Below are 16,666 nucleotides of genomic sequence, written 5' to 3'. Positions count from 1 at the left end.
CAACTTACCATGAAAGACGACAGAGGTATTTTCACCTTAGACAGCGATACGATAGCTTCCAATCCGGGCAGAGTAAAAGTAATGCCTTTGGTATTGATGAGGTATATGTACAAACCTGTTTTTTTGTTAATAGCTCTGTTGGCTTCATTGGTATTTGCTTTAAGTATTTCATTAATTATTGGAGGTGTTGCATTTTTCATTTTGTTTTTCGTCAATATGATTTACTGGAGAAGAAAAAAGGAACAGTTTGCGCACGGGGATTCCAATGGTGGTATCATCATTTCAGAAAATCCCAAGCTGGTTGCGGTAACTACCGATCTTACCAAAGGATTTGCCGGGAGTTATCCTGTTGTAAAAGTGATCCCTTACAGAGGAAAAGCCAAATTAAATGAAAGAATAGGAACGGTTTCGCTATACGAAGGCTCAGAAAGCTGCAGTCCGCACTGGAAAAACTTTTTTCCGGTTCCTGTGGAATATGTAAACAATAATAAAGCAGAATTACATGCTGTTTTAAAATCTTATTCGGATGAGAGCTGGCAGGTGTTGGAAAACAGAATAAAGGAAATAAAGAAACCTTATAAAGAAGGCTTGTTTAAAATTTTTAATGAAAACAGCCAATGGTAGGTTCATGCTTTTAGTTGATTATAATCCTTATTAATAAGGATTTTTTTGACTTAAAAATATAATGATGCAGGTAATTAAAATAGTATGAAACATATAGAAAATATAAAAAAGATATTCTCAAAAAACTTTGTTGAAAGTCCTTTACTTGAGAGCTTTGAAGTTGGGAAAATTTATCTTTCGAGCGGAAAGCTGGTGGCCTGCGATCCTTTGATTACGAATGATATGCTGCCTTTTACTACAGAGTTTCCGAAAGGAAGTTTTTCTGTTTTACTTCATAAAGAAAGGGAGAGCAACTGCGTGGCATATGCAGAAATAGTGTTCAGCAATACAGATATTTCCGACTGGAAACTGGCGACCACTTCTGGGCAAGATATGAAAGATCTGGCCGAAGGTGAAGTTTTCGGTTATCCTGTTGAGAGTGGAATGGGATGTTTTATGGATGTTGATACCCAAAACAGCCTTAATGAACTCGAACAAAGTCTTTATAAAAGCAAAGGAGTAGATTTTATGGGGATTTATGAAGAGTTTTTCCATGAATATTTCTTTGATGAAAAAGGAGCGATAGACCAATTTGCATTTTTAAAACCGTCGGATAATCATCCTGGAACTATTTTTGCCTTCGAAACAGGGTATGGAGAAGGCTTTTACGCAAGCTATATTGCTTATGATAAAAATAAAGCACCGGTAAAAATTGTAACTGAATTTATTGAAATTAGTTAATAAAAATTAATTATTTTTGAGAGATATTGTTTTGTATTTTTATCAGAATTTATACAAAATAATAAAACTAACACTGAACACAATGAATTTCTCATCAGAACAACCAAAAATCATCGTTGTAGGAAGCTCTTCGATCGATCTTGTTTTAGAAACGGAAAAAGTTCCCTGCGGGAATGAGACCGTTATTGCCCGTAATTCCGAAAGTTATTTTGGAGGCAAAGGGGCCAACCAGGCAGTAGCCGCAGCAAGATTGGGAGCCAGTGTTTACTTTGTAGGTTGTGTAGGGATGGATCCCTTGGGTCAGCAGATCATGAGGAATATGGTGGGCGAAAATGTAAACGTAGGTTTTGTATTTGAAACGGACCGGGAATCTACAGGAACTGCGTATGTGACAACCTCTGAAGGAAACGCGGCGATTGTTGTTGTACCTGCAGCCAATAATTACCTGAGCGTTGAACACGTAGAAGCGGCAGACAAATATTTCCATACGGCAGATCTTATTCTTATTCAGCTGGAAGTTTCCATGAAAGTTATTGAGTATACTGCTAAAAAAGCTAAGAGATTTGGTAAGAAAGTTGGTTTATATGCCTCTCCGGCTCAAAGATTAAGTAACGAACTGCTGGATAACGTGGATTTTATTATTGCGAAAAGCAGTGAGCTTCATATAATTTTCGGGGAAGACCAGAGAGAAGTTATTCTTAAAAAATATTTTAATAAGGTTTTTGTGAGAGATGATGTGAATTCTACCGTGTATTTTGACGGGACAGAAATGAAATACTGCCGAAATGATGAAGACAGAACGGTTCACAAAATGGGAATGGGGGATGCTTTTACTGCAGGATTTGCTATTGCCTTATGTCATAAAAATTCTATTGAAGAATGTGTAAAATTCGGGAACGAAGTTTCTGCAAGGGTTTCTGCTAAAAAAGGCTCGCAGACCGGACTGCCAAGAATTTCAGATTTCATATCATAAACTATTTGCTACATACCGAAAGTTGTTGATTCAACTATAGAATACGAACTAAAATCTCCACTTTTATAGTGGATTTTTTCTTTTATATATGGAAAAGTTAATATTGACCACCCGAGATCACGTATCAATTACAGCCCATCTTTTTTTACCTGAAAAAAGTAATCAGAAATTATTGCTTATTAATTCTGCAACAGGCGTAAAGCAGCAGGTTTATTTTTCTTTTGCCCGTTTTTTTTCTGAAAACGGATTTACGGTGATTACTTATGATTATCGTGGAATTGGGCTTTCAAAACCGAAGGTGATGAGAGGTTTTAATGCTTCGATGAGAATTTGGGGTTCGCAAGATTATCAGGCTTTAACGGATTATATTCAAATCAATTTTAATGATTATGAGAAATATTGTTTAGGGCATTCTGTCGGGGCTTTAATTTTAGGAATGAATAAAGACTCAGAAATATTCGAAGAATTTTTCTTTGTGGGAACTCAAAATGCCTTTGTCGGTAACTTAAAGTTCAAAACAAAAATTGAAGCATATCTCGGATTTGGAATTGCCCAGCCTTTAACTACCGCATTGTTAGGATATTTCCCCGGAAACTGGTTCGGACTCGGAGAAAGTCTTCCAAAAAATTGTGCATCTGACTGGAGAAGCTTAATTTTAAACAGGAAATCCACCAACAGCTTGTTGGAAAAAGTTGATGATTATTCTAAAAATTTAACACAGAAAGTATTTGTTATTCGAGCTGAAGATGATGTCTGGCTAACGGAAAAAGGGGTGAAAAGCCTTTTGAATGATACTTATCCTAACCTTAAACCAACTTACAGACTGGTGAAAACTGCCGAGTCGGAGAAAGGAGAAATCGGGCATGTTAATTTTTTTAGAAGCTACAACAAAAATCTATGGAATATTATTTTAAATGAATTGATATAAATGAAGAATCTGATCGAAAATACGGTAGCATTTGTAAAAGAAAAACTGGAAGGCGCAGAAGCAGGACACGATTGGTTTCATATCGAAAGGGTATGGAAACTGTCAAAAAAAATTGCGGAAACAGAAGAATGCAATAAGGAAGTTGTTGAGCTGGCGGCTTTACTCCACGATATTGCAGATCCTAAGTTTCATAATGGCGACGAAACGCTTGCTTTAAAGGTTTCAAGAGAATTTTTGGAAAGCCAGAATGCTCCAGAGGATGTGATTGGACAGGTTTTGTTTATCATTAAAAATATTTCGTTTAAAAATAGGGGAGAAGTTCCTCAAAATCTTCCGATTGAACTTAAAATTGTTCAGGATGCAGACAGAATTGATGCTATCGGAGCGATCGGAATCGGAAGAACCTTTAATTTTGGAGGGTTCAAAAACAATGCGATGTATGATCCGAATGTCGAACCAAAGCTAAATATGTCTAAGGAAGAATACAAAAAATCGAACGGAACTACCATTAATCATTTCTACGAAAAATTATTACTGCTGAAAGATCTTATGAATACCGAAAAAGGGAAAGAAATTGCGGGAGAAAGGCACGATTTCATGTTGAAATTCCTCGATCAGTTTTATAAGGAGTGGAATGTTGATTAGTATCTTTCCCCAACCTCTGTAAAATAAGTATCTTTGTACTATGGTATTTATTATATTGGTCATCTTTTGGTCATCTCTTTTATCCCTTTTCTTATATAAAGTTAAGAGAGGAAAGCTGGCAAATTGGGCTAAAGGATTTCGGATTATTACCTTGGTTTTTTCATTTTCAGTTTTTACGTATTGGTTCATTAAAAAAAGTGCAGTAAGGATTGTACAGGATTCTGTTGCTCTTCAGCTGATCAATAAACTACCCCAGCCATTGGATTTCTATGTGGTCACCCTAAACGATGTCGAAGCCGACAATGCCATCGAGACCCAACATATCGGAGTCATCCGTCCGGAGTATTACAGGATTGAATATCTTAAAATGGAAAAGTCTGATGAATATTGGATCGTAGGATATTTAGGAAAGAAAAACCTTGTCTATTTCTCTCAGCATTCTGTTCCGAATAAAAATATTGATCAGATTATTGAGGTGAACAACTACATCAATCAAAGTGCAAAGCTTTCAGATTTGGCCAAAAAACATATCGATGCTTATAATTATGAGAACACAAAACTTGGAATCTGGGTTGTTTTAGACTTTCTGCTGCTGTTTCTCAACCTAACTTTGTTACTAAGAAAACGAAAATAAAAAAATCCCAATCTTTAAGCAAAGATTGGGATGTAGCTAAATTTAAGGATAGTCAAGGATTAACATAATTCTTTCTTTGAACTCTTCAGGACAGTTTCTGATAAGTTTATCCTTGTTCTGTTTACTGATTTGCTGTGGTTCCAGCCATTCCGAAAAATCATTACTCAAGCTTTCTTCATCATAGTTTTTCTTAATGGTCTCATTTTCGAAAAAAGTATAAGCATCCCCCGGACTTCCGGAAATACTTATTGTACAGATTTCTTTTTCCATATTTTTTGTTTTTAGAAGATTTATTATTCACTATAATTTCGTAATTCCTAAGATAGTGAATTTTATAAAATGAAAAAAGAAATTGCTTTTATTTTTCATAAAAGCAATTCAATGAATTATTTGTGTTAAAACTTCTTTTATATGTGAAATTTATTACACATATTGGTGAATAAATTAAAATTTTTTAATATTTAAAATAACGTTCCTGTACTTTCTGTAGCCATTTTCGGGATCAGAATGTCGGTTTTCCATTCCTCATTCATTTTTTTAATAAAATAAGCTGACAAAAGGGGAGAGGCTTTTTCAATATTTTGATGTACAAAAAAGTAAACATTTTGGAGTCCTTCTTTTTTCCATTTTGTCAGATGATTCATCCAATCGTCTAATCTTTCATAATCGCTTTCTGCATTGGCTCCTACATACCGGATGAAAGCATTGGGGGTCGTAAGTCTCATGTGTAGCATATCTCTTCTTCCTGCTGTATCTACAATGATGTTGGTAATATTGTTGTCTTCAAAAAGCTGACAGGTTTTATCCAAAATCTCTTCATCCGTAAACCATTCTGTATTTCTCAGTTCGATAGCCAACGGAACTTCCTGAGGCCAGTTTTTCACAAACTTTTCCAGTCTTTCATAATCTTTTGGCTTGAAATTATCATGAAGCTGCAGGAAAACCATTCCTAACTTTTCATCAAAATTCAATACTGCAGAAGCAAATTGGGTAACGACATCGTCAATATTCAGCAATCGTCTGAAGTGGGAGACGGTATTGGTAATTTTTGGGAAGAACTTAAAATCGGCAGGCGTTTTTTCTTTCCAGGTTTGTACCTGCTCGGGAGTCGGCATTCCATAAAAAGTGGCATTCAGTTCGATCGAATTGAATTGAGTGGCATAATATGTTAATTCATCTTTGGTTCCTTTCGGATAAAATCCTTTAAGATCTGTCTTGTTCCATTTGGCACATCCAATAGAAATATTTTCCAGCCCTTTTTTGTTTTGCTTTAAAATTTCTTTGGTTCTGGGATGGTCTTTGGGTAACGTAAAATCTATTTTGGAAGGATCTTCTACTTGTCCGAATTTCATAACTTATATTTTGAGTTAAACTGTGTAAACAAATATAATTAAAAGATGAGTTTCGATTTATAAAACAGTGATGATTTCGTCTATTTTTAACTTAATCTTCTCCATGACGTTTTCTAATTCTGTCCGAACTTCGGTATTCGTAAATCTGATGAGCTGTAAACCATTGCTTTCTAAAATCCGAGTCCGCTTATCATCTTTTTCTATCTGTTCTGAAAGATTATGGTACTCGCCATCAATTTCTATGATTAATTTTAATTGATGACAATAAAAATCGGTTATGTATAAACCTATAGGATGCTGCTTTCTGAATTTGTAACCTTTCAACTGATTGTTTCTCAGTTTTTCCGAAAGAATTTTCTCTTCCGCTATTTCGTTTCTTCTTAAAGACTGAGCTTTTAAAAATGAACTTGCAGGTGCACCTTTCCACATCCCTTCATTATAATTTGGGTTGATTTTTTTCATGGTATGTTTTTATTGAAGTTAATCAATTTTTTTTTTGAAGGGAAATCAAAAGTCTTTACCCCGACCTAAAGGGCGGATTTTTGATAAGTAACCTGCCAGAATTGAAATTTGCTCTCTTTAGGGTCGGGGTAACAAATTTCATCACTTAATCTTCATCTTCCAACTCAAAAATATCCTCTACTTTTTTATTAAAATATTTCGCAATTTTCAAGGCTAATACTGTTGAAGGAACATATTTTCCTGCTTCCATTGCATTGATGGTCTGTCGTGACACACCTATTATTTTTGCAAGCTCTTCCTGTGTCATATTTTTTATGGCTCTTTCAATCTTAATGGTATTTTTCATTTTTTTAGCAATACATAATTAAATCTGAAGACATACAAAACCAATGGCAGAAATATCATAATGATCATCATTGTAAAGAAAAGGCTTCCGAATACAGTTAAGAATAAAATAAGGACGATAGAGTAGGTGACAATCAGACTCCAGAAAACAGATTGCAAGCGTAAACTGGAAATATATTCATCTTCAGTTTTTTCTTTGGAACATCCGATTAATATTCCGCCGATGATGATTAATATTCCAAAAAGATTCGGGAATAACGCAATTTCCGTGGTTTTTAATAATCCGGCTTCTTCATTATTCAGCGGAAATCCTGAACTGTAGAAAACCGGTAGAGAAATTTCAGGAAAGCTAAAAATGTTTGTTAGTGATAATATTCCTAAAATTAATGAAGGAATAAAAATAAACCAGCCTATTTTCTTGAAGCGGTTGGGGAAAAGTTTTAATGTTGTATTCATAATAATTTTTTTGATTTTTCAAATGTAATAAATATTTTACAAAATGTAAAGTTTATTTTACTTTTTCATAAAAAAATAAACCGCAGAAATTTCTGCGGTTTTTATATGTTCATAGCCAAGCTTGGCTCTTTAAACTTTTTTACTTGTTCTTGCCTTAAGCTTCACAAGCAGAACATGTCACAAAATTCACCATCATTTCTTTAGAAACTGAAGAACTTCTTTGATAATACAATGTTTTTACTCCTTTTTTCCAAGCCTCAATATAAAGATAATTTACGTCTTTTACCGGCATTGTAGAAGGAATCTGTAAGTTTAACGACTGCGCCTGATCGATGTATTGCTGTCTCTGTGCTGCCTGAGAAATGATCTCCATCGGAGAAATTTCTTTGAATGTCTTGAATACTGCTTTTTCTTCGTCAGTTAATTCTTTCAAATGCTGTACAGATCCGTGGTTCAGCATAATTGTTCTCCAGGTTTCTTCGTTATCAAGACCTTTTTCTTCTAACAATTTCGCTAAATACTTGTTCTTACGCATAAAGTTTCCTTTTGCGAGACCAGCTTTATAATAATTAGAAGCAAACGGCTCGATTCCCGGAGAAGTCTGTCCTAGGATTGCAGAACTTGAAGTGGTAGGAGCGATTGCCATTGTGGTGGTATTTCTCAGTCCGTATCCTTTCAATAATTCCGGCTCACCGTAGATATTGGCAAGCTCTCTTGAAGCTTGTTCTGCCTGTTCTTTGATATGTCTGAAAGCTCTTGCATTGAATTGAGTTGCTTCAAAACTTTCAAACGGGATCATATTTTTCTGTAAATAAGAATGGTAACCTAAAACTCCTAAACCAAGCGCTCTGTGACGCATTGCGAAGTTTCTTGCTCCCTGAAGATAATAGTTTCCTTCCGTTTTTTCAATGAATTCCGATAAAACGGCATCCAGAAAATAGATGGCTAATTTTACAGCATCGGTATCTTTCCACTCATCATACAATTCTAAGTTCATGGAAGATAAACAGCAGATGAAAGATTCTTCTCTTGTAGAAGGAAGCATGATTTCTGAGCAAAGATTACTTGCGTTGACAGGTAATCCTAAGTCTTTGTAAACCTGAGGTTTGTTTCTGTTGACGTTATCGGTGAAGAAAATATAAGGCAGTCCTTTTTGCTGACGGCTTTCCAATACTCTTGCCCAGATTTTACGCTTATCCATATCTCCATCGATCATATCCTGCATCCAGTAATCAGGAACACAAATTCCCGTAAATAAGTTTTGGATCGGACTTCCAATGTCTTTAATGGATAAAAACTCTTCAATATCTCCGTGGTCGATATCTAAATAAGCAGCAAAAGCACCTCTTCTTACACCACCTTGAGAAACAACATCCATGGCGGTATCAAACAATTTCATGAAAGAAACTGCTCCGGAAGATTTTCCGTTGTCCGTTACCGCAGTCCCTCTGTTACGAAGTTCTCCGAAATATCCGGAAGTTCCCCCTCCGATTTTTGTCTGCATAATAACTTCACCCATTTTGTGAGTGATTCCTTCAATACTGTCCGGAATATGAACGTTGAAGCAAGAAATAGGAAGACCTCTTTGGGTTCCCATATTTGCCCAAACCGGGGATGAGAAACTGATCCATCCTTTGGTGATCATTTCCTTGAAAGCGGGCTGAAGTTCCGGCTTATATAATTTTTTGGCTGCTGCGGTGGTGATTCTGTCGATTGCTCCATCTACAGTTTCCCCTTTTAAAAGATATCCTCTGTTAAGCATTTGCTCAGACTCTTCGTTGAGCCACCATATATTCGAATTTTGTTCTTCCATAGTTGTTGTATATTTTCGAATTCCTGAACGGTTTAAGGGTCCAGGAATTTTGTTACTTTTATGTGTTATAACTCCATTAAAGGAGTTTATGTTTTATAGATGTTTTTTGGCAGTTTTAAAATAATATATATCGCTAATACTATCTGTTTCGACGCTCGCTTCGCTCGCGCTCTATTCCTCTAACATTTCAATATCGAGCAGAAGAATCGGCTGTGTCGTAGGGTTATCGGAAATCCATCGTCTCTTTGTAATCACCCCGTTGAAACTTAATTGCTTCCCTTCGGTTTCATATAGAAAATTTTCTCTTTCACTGGTATCGTAAGGCAAAAAATTTAATACTGAAATTTCATCTCCTATTTTGGGTGATTCAGCAAAACTTATAGTGATATCGTCGCAATCCAGCTGAATATTGGTGATATTTAATTTTACCTTAACCATTTTTATAAAAACCAATTAAAGCGAAATTTAAAACAAATCGTTCGCTGTAATACTTTTGTCGTGTTTTGTATAATCTACCGGTCTTTTTGCAAAAAAATCATCCATAGAATTGGCGAAAACTTCCTCTTCGAACCAAACCATTGGTTTGTATTGTTCTGGAGTTACGTTGTATCTTGTTTTCATGTTGATTTTCTTTAAACTGTCATCAACACGGTATTTCATAAAGTTAAGAAGATCTTCTTTAGAAATATTGTCGATTTCGCCTAATTCGAAAATCCAGTTAAGAATATCACCTTCTCTTTCGATGGATTCGTCTACCAATGTATAAATATCTTCGATATCGCTGTCTGATAAAAGATCGGGTTGCTCTTCACGGATTTTGTTGATTAAATAAATTCCGCCGTTTGCATGAATCTGTTCATCAACTGAAGTCCATGCAATGATATTGGAAACATTTTTCATGAACCCTTTAAATCTTGTGAAAGAAAGGATAATAGCAAATTGAGAGAAAAGAGATACGTTTTCTACCAAAATACTGAATAGTAGTAGAGCCGAAACATATTCTTTAGGCGTTGCAGAATTGGCATGTTTAAGAGCATTTCCCAAAAATTCAATTCTATTTTTTACAGCAGGTATCTCGATAACACTTGTAAATTCTTCATTATAACCCAAAACTTCCAAAAGTCTTGAATATGCTTCCGAATGACGGAATTCACACTCTGCAAAAGTAGCGCCTAATCCGTTAAGCTCAGGTTTTGGAAGATGCTGATAAAGATTTCCCCAAAATGTCTTTACATTCACCTCAATCTGTGCAATTGCCAGAAGAGCATTTTTTACCGCATTTTTTTCATGTGGCTCAAGCTGTGAGTGAAAATCCTGAACATCTGCAGTAAAATCCACTTCCGAGTGTACCCAGTACGATTTGTTGATTGCCTCTACAAATTGAAGAACTTCTGGATATTCAAATGGCTTATAACTAACTCTTTTATCGAAAATTCCCATGTTAAAATGTCTTTTAATTAAATTAATTAGATCAGTGTGGATAAGTGCAAAAAATACTCAACATCTTAGTTTGTAGTAACTTATAAATAAGAGTTATTAACAGTGAAGGTGTTTTTATCTTTTGTAATCTGTAAGGACAAAGTTCGATAAAAAGAACTGTATTTGAAAGAGCGAAACACTAAATGATTGACTTTTAACAGTAAAAGTTTTCCACATTTATCCGAAACTTGCTCTGTGATTGGTTTACAAAGACTTAAGCTATAAAAATTGTTATTTATGGTTGATTTTTATTAAACACTTGTTTTAAAATTGTTTTAAATAAAGGTTTTAATAGCTAAACAATAAATAAAATAAAGAATTTTTCATTCTTCGTAACAAATTAAAAATTATATCTACTTATTGGGTATAAAATCATACATCACTTAATGTTAGTAATACAGGATTTACATAAATCATACGATACGGGAAAGAGTAAGTTGCACGTTCTCAAAGGTATTAATCTTAATATTTCGGAGGGTGAATTTGTCTCTATTATGGGGAGTTCCGGCTCCGGAAAATCTACGCTTCTTAATATTATAGGAATTCTTGATGAGAAAGACTCCGGAATCTATGAGCTGGACAGCGTTCCGATTGAGCATTTATCCGAAATAAAAGCGGCAGAATACAGGAGTAAGTTTTTGGGCTTTATTTTCCAGTCTTTTAACCTGATTGGGTACAAAACAGCATTGGATAATGTAGCTCTTCCTCTGTATTATCAGAATGTTTCGAGAAAAGAGCGTGAAAAAAAGGCAATGGAATATTTGGAAAAAGTGGGTCTTGCCCAATGGGCAAATCACCTTCCGAATGAACTTTCCGGTGGGCAGAAGCAAAGAGTAGCCATTGCAAGGGCTTTGATTACCGATCCAAAAGTTGTTTTGGCAGATGAGCCGACTGGTGCGTTGGATTCAAAAACCACCCATGATATTATGAAGCTTCTTCAGGATATCAATAATGAAGGAAAAACAATCATTGTTGTAACCCATGAACCCGACGTAGCCGCACAGACAAAGAGAAATGTAATCCTGAAAGACGGAATTATAGAAAGTGATGAGTTTATTAAGCAGTTGGTGCTGTAAGGTGAATGATGAATTGTCAATTTTGCTTCGCAAGTGAGCAAGAGGTTCGGTAATTGAATTAGATTTCATGTTTTGATATCATTATTGAAAGTAATTATGTGAAAACAGAAGATCTGGATAAGATTGGAAAATTAGTAAAGACATCATTTATATTATTAAGTGGAATGTTGAAAAAGTGAATGGTGAAATGGTCAATTTTGTTCCAAGAATTTAAAATTGACAACGAAGTTAATTTACTTCAAAGAAAATTCACAGCGCAGCTAATTCACTTTTTTACAAAGTAAAAAACAAAAAATATGTTCGACCTAGATCGTTGGCAGGAAATATTCAGTTCGATTCGCAGTAATGTATTGCGAACAGTGCTTTCCGGTTTTACTGTGGCTTTGGGGTTATTTATCTTCATTGTGCTTTTTGGAATTGGAAAAGGGCTGCAGAATGCTTTTACAGAAGGTTTTGCAAGAGATGCCCAAAACCTGATTACAATTGTTACAGGAAAAACGACTATCGCTTACAACGGGCTTCAATCTGACCGGCAGGTAACAATGAATAATGACGACTATGATTTTTTAGTCAATGTCGATAAAGAAAAAGTAGGAAGTTCAACGCCGAGATATACTACTAATTTGTTGGTGAAATATGGTAAAGAAAGTGGAAACTATCAGATTAACGGAGCTGAGCCTGAAGAACAAATCATTGAAAACCGAAAAATGCTGGAGGGGCGTTATTTGTCACCGACGGATATGGAAAGAAAGCAAAACGTTGCAGTAATCGGAAGGATGGTTCAGCGTGATTTGATCAAAAACGGAAGTCCGGTAGGAAAAGAATTAAATATCAACGGAACCATGTTCAAAGTGGTCGGGGTTTTCTCTGATGACGGAGGTGACTGGGATGAGAGGCATATTACAGTACCTATCTCAACTTTGCAGCAAATGAAAAAAGGCTCAGACACGGTAAGTACTAACTTTATTGCATACAATGAAAATCTGAGTCCGGAAGAGGCCATAAAATATGGTGATCAACTAAAGGAAAGGTTAAAATCCCGAAAGAACGTTGCACCTGACGACGAAAACGGAGTGAGAGTCTGGAATAATGCCAAGAATATGAACGATACATTCACTTTCATGGCGGTTCTTACCGCAATAGTCGGGTTTATCGGAATGGGAACCCTATTGGCGGGAATCATTGGGATTAGCAATATCATGGTGTATATCGTAAAAGAAAGAACAAAAGAAATCGGGGTACGAAAAGCGATTGGTGCAAAACCTGGAAGTATTGTCGCTCTGATTGTTCAGGAAAGTGTGGTGATTACAGTGATTTCAGGTTTTGTAGGCGTAGGAATCGGGGTTTTGACGCTGAATCTGATTGGCGACAGCCTTGAAGAATACTTTATTAAAAGTCCGAGTGTAGGCTTGGGAACAATCTTTATGGCGTTTATCGCCTTGATTTTCTCCGGATTAATTGCCGGATTTGTGCCCGCATATCGTGCGTCAAGAATTAAACCTATTGAAGCATTGAGAACAGAATAAGAAAGGTGAATTGTAAATGGTCAATTTTGCTTTGCAAGTGAATGTGAAAGGCGAACATTGATGGTGAAGTTAATTGACTTCAGAAAAGATTCATTTTTATATTATAAAAAATTGACATCAAGAAATGAATATCATATTTAAAAGAGATACCTGGCAGGAAATTTATTATTCATTGCGAAATAATAAGCTTCGAACCTTTCTTACGATGATTGGTGTAGGATGGGGAATGTTTTTGTATGTAAGTTTGTTAGGTGCCGCAAAAGGGATGGAAAACGGCTTCGATAAGCTGTTCTCGGGTTTTGCGACCAATTCTATTTTCCTTTGGGCTCAGAACACTTCAATCCCTTATGAAGGTTTTCCAAAAGGAAGAGAGCTGAACCTTCGCCTTACGGATATAGACATGCTGAAAAGAAAGATTCCGAGTATCGATTATATTTCACCTCAGAATTCGAGAGGAAGCTTTACGGGAACTCCGGGAGAATCAATGTCAAGAAACGGGAAAAGCAGCACGTATTCTTTAACGGGAGATTATCCGGTGGGAAATAAAATTTCAGAGAAAAAACTGATTTTCGGGCGTTATATCAATGATGCGGATGTTTCCGGAAATAAAAACGTAGCCGTAATCGGAGAAGAGATATATAAAAACTTTTTCGACTCTAAAAAGAATGAAAATCCATTAGGGAAATCCATCAATATCAAAGGTATTTTCTTTAATGTGATTGGCGTATTCAGAGTGAAAAAAGGAGGAGGTTTCGAGAATGATCAGACGGCTTTCATCCCGCTTTCAACCTACACGAAAATGTACAATGCTGCCGATCAGATCGATATGTTTGCGATTGTAAGCAAGCCGAATGCGAATGTAAATTCAGTAGAAGAAAGTGTAAAATTGGAACTGAAATCCAAAAATAAGGTTTCGCCTGAAGACACCAATGCTTTCGGAAGCTTTAATTTGGGAAAGGAATTTAAAAAATTAACGGGCTTTTTGTCCGGAATGCAGCTGCTGACAATCATTGTGGGTACACTAACGATCCTTGCAGGGGTAATCGCCATTTCCAATATCCTTTTAATTACGGTAAAAGAACGAACGAAAGAAATCGGGATTAGAAGAGCATTAGGAGCGAAGCCTGCGGAAGTTAGAAATCAGATTTTGCTGGAAAGTGTGGTAATCACGCTCTCATCCGGATTGCTCGGATTCATGTCCGGGATTTTTGTCTTAATGATTTTGAATATGTTGACGCAGGGTCAGGACGCATTTCCATTCTACAATCCGACAGTAAATTACGGGAACGTATTTGCAGCAATGGCGGTAATGGTAGTTTTAGGATTAATCATCGGAATGATCCCGGCTCAAAGAGCAGTGAAAATTAGACCTATTGAAGCATTAAGAACTGAGTAAGAGTTATGAGTCAAAAATTATGAATTATGAGTTTTCGTGCAAGTAAATTTTTAATTTTTAAATCATTTAATCTTTAATTAAATAAAAAAGAAAACTACTTAATAAAAAATAAACTATACATATGAAAAAGAAATTCACTTGGAAAAAAGCCATTTATATTGTCTTGGGACTTGTATTTGCGGTGGCATTGTTCTCAGGAATCGGCTATCTTGTAAAATCGAATTCTAAGGAAAGTGAAGCTTTTCTTACAAGGAAGCCTACCGTTCAGAATATGGATGATAAGGTAATGGCAACGGGGAAAATTGTTCCTAAAGAGGAAATTGAAATTAAACCGAATATTGCAGGGATTATCGATAAAATTTTGGTGGATGAAGGAGATAAGGTAGAAGTTGGGCAGTTGATTGCGACGGTAAGAATCGTTCCGAACCTTTCTGATGTAAACAGCGCCCAGCAGAATGTGGACAATCAGCAGCTTCAGATCAGTAATGCCAAACTGAATGTAGATAACATGCGCAAGCAGTTTGAAATGCAGGAAAAGCTTTATAAGCAAGGGGTAGCTTCAAAACAGGAATACCTGAATTCTCAGCAGCAATTATATTCTACTCAGCAGACTCTGAGAAATGCTCAGCAGGCATTGGTGACAGCACAGAAAACATTACAGATTGCAAAAACCGGTTCCACTCCCGAATTGCAGGGCTTGGCAACTACTCAGATTCGTTCTAAGGCCTCAGGAACCGTTCTTGAAGTTCCTGTAAAAGTAGGAAGTCAGGTAATTGAGGCTAACTCTTTCAATGCAGGTACAACGATTTGTTCGATTGCAGATCTTAATTCATTAATCTTCCAGGGAGAAATTGATGAAGCGCAGGCCGGAAAACTGAAGCAGGGGATGGATATGAACATCGTAATCGGTGCTCTTCAAAACAAAACTTTCCCGGGAAAACTGACGATGATTGCACCCAAAGGAAAAGACAACAACGGAACGATCAAGTTCCCGGTTGAGGGTGATGTTCACAATCCGAATAATGAATATATCCGAGCTGGATTTTCTGCCAACGGTGAAATTGTGTTGAATTCTCAGAAAAATGCTTTATTATTGGATGAATCATTGGTTCAGTATGAAAAGAAAAACGGGAAAGACGTACCTTTTGTAGAGGTAAAACAAAAAGACGGTAAGTTCAAAAAAGTATATGTAAAACTTGGGGCCAGCGACGGGATCAATGTTCAGATCTTATCTGGAATTGATAAAAATGCTGAGGTGAAAGTTTGGAACCCGTCCGACAAAGACAAAGATGAATTAAAAGAAAAAACAAAAAAATAGTAAACTTTCTATATATTTAATATGAGTCCTGGGATTTTTCTCAGGATTTTTTGTCATCAATAGGAAGCGCGTAGCTAGACTAAAAAATTCATTTCGACGAAGGAAAAATCTATTACCCATTACCTATTACTAATTACTAATGTTTATGAGCTACTTCCATCTTTCCACTATATCTTTTTCGTGACGGCCTCCGCTTCGCTGCGGCCGCCCCGAAAAAGGATGCCGTTTAATCTGGGCTAGGGGAGTGAGCTTTCAGTTGTATAGTAGTACTTACGACAGGATTCGTTATCAATCCAACTAAAAAGCAGTAGGCTTCGTAATTCTTTCAAAGAGCGTAGCGACGAAGCAATCTCTATCAGCAATTCTTCAGTCAAAGTAAATAAAACTCCCCGTAAAAAAAATCTGCTCAATCCGCTCCATCTGCGAGAGAAAAAATTTCGATCCACTATTTACAAGACGAGTATTGTAAAAATATCATTTCCATGATTGATCTCCAGATAATAAAAGATATCATTAAAACTCCATTTTTATATCCTTTTGTTATCATTTGCTGAACGAAGTGCCTTTGCGAAAAAAAAACGCCAACAATAGCCACCCTCGTGGTCATTGCGTTTACAATTATTATTTATATAAAAACAATTACTCTGATTCTAAACAGATCATATTTCCTCCCAAGAACCTTTCTTTTTCCTTTATCTTTTCTAATTCAAGCACCTTTGTGCCACCCAATCCATCCTTTATCAAACGTTAGTTTAAAAAACATAAAATTATTCTCCCACAAAAACAGAGAGTTACCCTTAAATATGAATCAAAATTGAATTTTATGTTAAATATATTTGGAAGAGTAGCGGTAAAGGTTCTATCTTTGCCCCACTGAAAACGAGAGTAGATCAGTAGCGCAGAAGTAAACAGAACAAAT

18 protein-coding genes are annotated in these 16,666 nt (G+C 36.0%); 10 read left to right on the top strand and 8 right to left on the bottom strand.

The window, feature by feature from the left end:
• Positions 1 to 9: 9 nt before the first annotated feature.
• From BUA89_RS06350 to BUA89_RS06325, 6 genes are all read left to right on the top strand, one after another.
• On the top strand, positions 10 to 624 hold the full coding sequence (locus tag BUA89_RS06350; RefSeq protein WP_072954371.1) for a DUF3239 domain-containing protein: 615 nt from the start codon (positions 10 to 12) through the stop codon (positions 622 to 624).
• 84 nt (positions 625 to 708) lie between these two features.
• Positions 709 to 1,344 (top strand): DUF4241 domain-containing protein, encoded by a 636-nt coding sequence (locus tag BUA89_RS06345; RefSeq protein WP_072954368.1) that lies wholly within the window; start codon positions 709 to 711, stop codon positions 1,342 to 1,344.
• An 82-nt stretch (positions 1,345 to 1,426) separates the two neighbouring features.
• Entirely contained in the window at positions 1,427 to 2,317 is an 891-nt protein-coding gene (locus BUA89_RS06340; RefSeq protein ID WP_072954365.1) for a ribokinase, read from the top strand.
• 88 nt (positions 2,318 to 2,405) lie between these two features.
• A complete protein-coding gene (locus BUA89_RS06335; RefSeq protein ID WP_072954362.1) occupies positions 2,406 to 3,245 on the top strand; it encodes an alpha/beta hydrolase family protein in 840 nt (279 codons plus the stop codon).
• Complete coding sequence (locus BUA89_RS06330; RefSeq protein ID WP_072954358.1) at positions 3,246 to 3,890, top strand: HD domain-containing protein; 645 nt, start codon at positions 3,246 to 3,248, stop codon at positions 3,888 to 3,890.
• Positions 3,891 to 3,930: 40 nt separating this feature from the next.
• Complete coding sequence (locus BUA89_RS06325; protein ID WP_083531623.1) at positions 3,931 to 4,524, top strand: hypothetical protein; 594 nt, start codon at positions 3,931 to 3,933, stop codon at positions 4,522 to 4,524.
• 42 nt (positions 4,525 to 4,566) lie between these two features.
• Here BUA89_RS06325 and BUA89_RS06320 read toward each other — a convergent pair whose 3' ends face one another.
• The 8 genes from BUA89_RS06320 to BUA89_RS06285 form a co-directional block, all read right to left on the bottom strand.
• The gene (locus BUA89_RS06320) at positions 4,567 to 4,794 is read right to left on the bottom strand and encodes a hypothetical protein (RefSeq protein WP_072954355.1); all 228 of its coding nucleotides are present in this window, start codon (positions 4,792 to 4,794) and stop codon (positions 4,567 to 4,569) included.
• 191 nt (positions 4,795 to 4,985) lie between these two features.
• Positions 4,986 to 5,876: a DUF72 domain-containing protein gene (locus BUA89_RS06315; RefSeq protein WP_072954352.1), complete on the bottom strand. Its 891-nt coding sequence runs from the start codon at positions 5,874 to 5,876 to the stop codon at positions 4,986 to 4,988.
• Positions 5,877 to 5,933: 57 nt separating this feature from the next.
• The gene (locus BUA89_RS06310) at positions 5,934 to 6,338 is read right to left on the bottom strand and encodes an endonuclease domain-containing protein (RefSeq protein WP_072954348.1); all 405 of its coding nucleotides are present in this window, start codon (positions 6,336 to 6,338) and stop codon (positions 5,934 to 5,936) included.
• Between the two features lie 145 nt (positions 6,339 to 6,483).
• A complete protein-coding gene (locus tag BUA89_RS06305; protein ID WP_072954345.1) occupies positions 6,484 to 6,684 on the bottom strand; it encodes a helix-turn-helix transcriptional regulator in 201 nt (66 codons plus the stop codon).
• Positions 6,681 to 7,139 (bottom strand): hypothetical protein, encoded by a 459-nt coding sequence (locus tag BUA89_RS06300; RefSeq protein WP_072954342.1) that lies wholly within the window; start codon positions 7,137 to 7,139, stop codon positions 6,681 to 6,683. The genes BUA89_RS06305 and BUA89_RS06300 overlap by 4 nt, the downstream gene beginning before the upstream one ends.
• 154 nt (positions 7,140 to 7,293) lie before the next feature.
• A complete protein-coding gene (locus tag BUA89_RS06295; RefSeq protein ID WP_072954338.1) occupies positions 7,294 to 8,952 on the bottom strand; it encodes a ribonucleoside-diphosphate reductase subunit alpha in 1,659 nt (552 codons plus the stop codon).
• A 171-nt stretch (positions 8,953 to 9,123) separates the two neighbouring features.
• A complete protein-coding gene (locus tag BUA89_RS06290; protein ID WP_072954334.1) occupies positions 9,124 to 9,390 on the bottom strand; it encodes a hypothetical protein in 267 nt (88 codons plus the stop codon).
• 27 nt (positions 9,391 to 9,417) lie between these two features.
• Positions 9,418 to 10,392, bottom strand: a complete 975-nt coding sequence (locus BUA89_RS06285; protein ID WP_072954331.1) for a ribonucleotide-diphosphate reductase subunit beta — start codon at positions 10,390 to 10,392, stop codon at positions 9,418 to 9,420.
• 425 nt (positions 10,393 to 10,817) lie between these two features.
• Between BUA89_RS06285 and BUA89_RS06280 the strand changes: the two genes are divergently transcribed.
• The 4 genes from BUA89_RS06280 (at position 10,818) to BUA89_RS06265 (ending at position 15,747) form a co-directional block, all read left to right on the top strand.
• Positions 10,818 to 11,507 (top strand): ABC transporter ATP-binding protein, encoded by a 690-nt coding sequence (locus BUA89_RS06280; protein WP_072954328.1) that lies wholly within the window; start codon positions 10,818 to 10,820, stop codon positions 11,505 to 11,507.
• Between the two features lie 296 nt (positions 11,508 to 11,803).
• Positions 11,804 to 13,033, top strand: a complete 1,230-nt coding sequence (locus BUA89_RS06275) for an ABC transporter permease (RefSeq protein WP_072954325.1) — start codon at positions 11,804 to 11,806, stop codon at positions 13,031 to 13,033.
• Positions 13,034 to 13,157: 124 nt separating this feature from the next.
• Positions 13,158 to 14,429: an ABC transporter permease gene (locus tag BUA89_RS06270; protein ID WP_072954323.1), complete on the top strand. Its 1,272-nt coding sequence runs from the start codon at positions 13,158 to 13,160 to the stop codon at positions 14,427 to 14,429.
• A gap of 121 nt (positions 14,430 to 14,550) precedes the next feature.
• The gene (locus BUA89_RS06265) at positions 14,551 to 15,747 is read left to right on the top strand and encodes an efflux RND transporter periplasmic adaptor subunit (protein ID WP_072954320.1); all 1,197 of its coding nucleotides are present in this window, start codon (positions 14,551 to 14,553) and stop codon (positions 15,745 to 15,747) included.
• The last annotated feature ends 919 nt before the right edge of the window (positions 15,748 to 16,666 follow it).

The organism is Chryseobacterium arachidis (assembly GCF_900129245.1).
GTDB classification, from domain to species: Bacteria; Bacteroidota; Bacteroidia; order Flavobacteriales; family Weeksellaceae; genus Chryseobacterium; species Chryseobacterium arachidis.
Note: the sequence above shows the minus strand (reverse complement) of the source record. Positions and strands in the feature narration are given on the sequence as shown.

What these genes read in the sequence shown, in the direction of transcription:
- BUA89_RS06350 (WP_072954371.1), top strand. Translation starts at nt 10, where the DNA reads ATGAAAGACGACAGAGGTATTTTCACCTTAGACAGCGATACGATAGCT.
- BUA89_RS06345 (WP_072954368.1), top strand. Translation starts at nt 709, where the DNA reads ATGAAACATATAGAAAATATAAAAAAGATATTCTCAAAAAACTTTGTT.
- BUA89_RS06340 (WP_072954365.1), top strand. Translation starts at nt 1,427, where the DNA reads ATGAATTTCTCATCAGAACAACCAAAAATCATCGTTGTAGGAAGCTCT.
- BUA89_RS06335 (WP_072954362.1), top strand. Translation starts at nt 2,406, where the DNA reads ATGGAAAAGTTAATATTGACCACCCGAGATCACGTATCAATTACAGCC.
- BUA89_RS06330 (WP_072954358.1), top strand. Translation starts at nt 3,246, where the DNA reads ATGAAGAATCTGATCGAAAATACGGTAGCATTTGTAAAAGAAAAACTG.
- BUA89_RS06325 (WP_083531623.1), top strand. Translation starts at nt 3,931, where the DNA reads ATGGTATTTATTATATTGGTCATCTTTTGGTCATCTCTTTTATCCCTT.
- BUA89_RS06320 (WP_072954355.1), bottom strand. Translation starts at nt 4,794, where the DNA reads ATGGAAAAAGAAATCTGTACAATAAGTATTTCCGGAAGTCCGGGGGAT.
- BUA89_RS06315 (WP_072954352.1), bottom strand. Translation starts at nt 5,876, where the DNA reads ATGAAATTCGGACAAGTAGAAGATCCTTCCAAAATAGATTTTACGTTA.
- BUA89_RS06310 (WP_072954348.1), bottom strand. Translation starts at nt 6,338, where the DNA reads ATGAAAAAAATCAACCCAAATTATAATGAAGGGATGTGGAAAGGTGCA.
- BUA89_RS06305 (WP_072954345.1), bottom strand. Translation starts at nt 6,684, where the DNA reads ATGAAAAATACCATTAAGATTGAAAGAGCCATAAAAAATATGACACAG.
- BUA89_RS06300 (WP_072954342.1), bottom strand. Translation starts at nt 7,139, where the DNA reads ATGAATACAACATTAAAACTTTTCCCCAACCGCTTCAAGAAAATAGGC.
- BUA89_RS06295 (WP_072954338.1), bottom strand. Translation starts at nt 8,952, where the DNA reads ATGGAAGAACAAAATTCGAATATATGGTGGCTCAACGAAGAGTCTGAG.
- BUA89_RS06290 (WP_072954334.1), bottom strand. Translation starts at nt 9,390, where the DNA reads ATGGTTAAGGTAAAATTAAATATCACCAATATTCAGCTGGATTGCGAC.
- BUA89_RS06285 (WP_072954331.1), bottom strand. Translation starts at nt 10,392, where the DNA reads ATGGGAATTTTCGATAAAAGAGTTAGTTATAAGCCATTTGAATATCCA.
- BUA89_RS06280 (WP_072954328.1), top strand. Translation starts at nt 10,818, where the DNA reads ATGTTAGTAATACAGGATTTACATAAATCATACGATACGGGAAAGAGT.
- BUA89_RS06275 (WP_072954325.1), top strand. Translation starts at nt 11,804, where the DNA reads ATGTTCGACCTAGATCGTTGGCAGGAAATATTCAGTTCGATTCGCAGT.
- BUA89_RS06270 (WP_072954323.1), top strand. Translation starts at nt 13,158, where the DNA reads ATGAATATCATATTTAAAAGAGATACCTGGCAGGAAATTTATTATTCA.
- BUA89_RS06265 (WP_072954320.1), top strand. Translation starts at nt 14,551, where the DNA reads ATGAAAAAGAAATTCACTTGGAAAAAAGCCATTTATATTGTCTTGGGA.